This window comes from Vibrio sp. Vb0304 (genome assembly GCF_033338995.1).
GTDB classification, from domain to species: Bacteria; Pseudomonadota; Gammaproteobacteria; order Enterobacterales; family Vibrionaceae; genus Vibrio; species Vibrio alginolyticus.
The window spans coordinates 1-1213 of sequence record NZ_JAWOTT010000210.1; the positions used below are offsets into that span (position 1 = coordinate 1).

General features: G+C 49.5%; 1 protein-coding gene. It reads left to right on the top strand.

Annotated elements, in window-relative coordinates; translation table 11 throughout:
• Positions 1 to 1210: organoarsenical effux MFS transporter ArsJ (arsJ, locus tag R7P35_RS25055; protein WP_318093094.1), on the top strand; the 1210-nt coding region annotated here is incomplete at its 5' end.
• Between the last annotated feature and the right edge of the window lie 3 nt (positions 1211 to 1213).

Consider the following 1213-nt stretch of genomic DNA (forward strand, 5'->3'; position numbering starts at 1 on the left):
TCAATTAAGCAAAAGTATTCGTCAGTACATGTTAGTGACGTTTAACTATTGGAACTTTACCGTAACCGACGGAGCGCTGCGTATGCTGGTGGTGCTCTATTTTCACGACTTGGGTTATTCAACGTTAGCCATTGCCTCGCTCTTTCTTTTCTATGAATTTTTTGGCGTGGTGACCAATCTGATTGGTGGTTGGTTAGGGGCCCGGTTAGGCCTGAACAAAACCATGAATATTGGCCTAGCGATGCAAGTGTTTGCGTTGTTAATGTTGGCAGTGCCCAACGCTTGGCTGACGATTCCTTGGGTGATGGCTGCGCAAGCTTTGTCTGGTATCGCTAAAGACCTCAACAAGATGAGTGCCAAGAGTGCGATTAAGACGCTAGTACCAGATGAGCAGCAAGGCGCACTTTACAAATGGGTGGCGATTTTGACGGGCTCGAAGAACGCACTCAAAGGGGCGGGTTTCTTTGTCGGTGGCTTGTTGTTGTCTTGGGTGGGTTTCCAAAACTCGATGCTTATTATGGCGAGTGTGCTCGCGGTAGTGTTCATTTGCAGCATGATCTGGCTAGAAGCCGATATGGGCAAAGCGAAAAATAAGCCTAAGTTTAGCCACATTTTTTCTAAGTCTGAATCGGTCAACATCTTGTCCGCAGCGCGTATGTTCCTGTTTGGTGCGCGGGATGTCTGGTTTGTGGTGGCTTTGCCGGTTTATCTCGGCAGCGTATTTGGCTGGGATCACTTGTGGGTTGGTGGCTTTTTAGCATCATGGGTGATCGCGTATGGCTTTGTGCAAGGTTTTGCGCCGCGCATTACGGGTAAAGCGCAAGGTCGCGTGCCTGATGGAAGTGCGGCATTAGTGTGGGCGGGGGTTCTTGCCTTAATCACCGGCGGGATTGCTTACGGAGTACAAATTGGTTGGCAGCCGGAAATCGTGATTGTGGTTGGGCTGATGATTTTTGGTGCGGTCTTTGCCATTAACTCTTCGCTGCATTCGTATCTGATTGTGAGCTATGCCAAAGGCGACGGCGTGTCGTTGGATGTCGGTTTTTACTACATGGCCAACGCCATGGGACGTTTGATTGGCACGGTGTTGTCGGGGTGGATTTACCAAGAAGCAGGACTAGCGGCGTGTTTGTGGGTCTCTTTCGCTTTCTTGGCGCTGACAACGTTGATTTCGATTAAGTTGCCTAAAGCTAATATCGCCACGGCTTAGTTC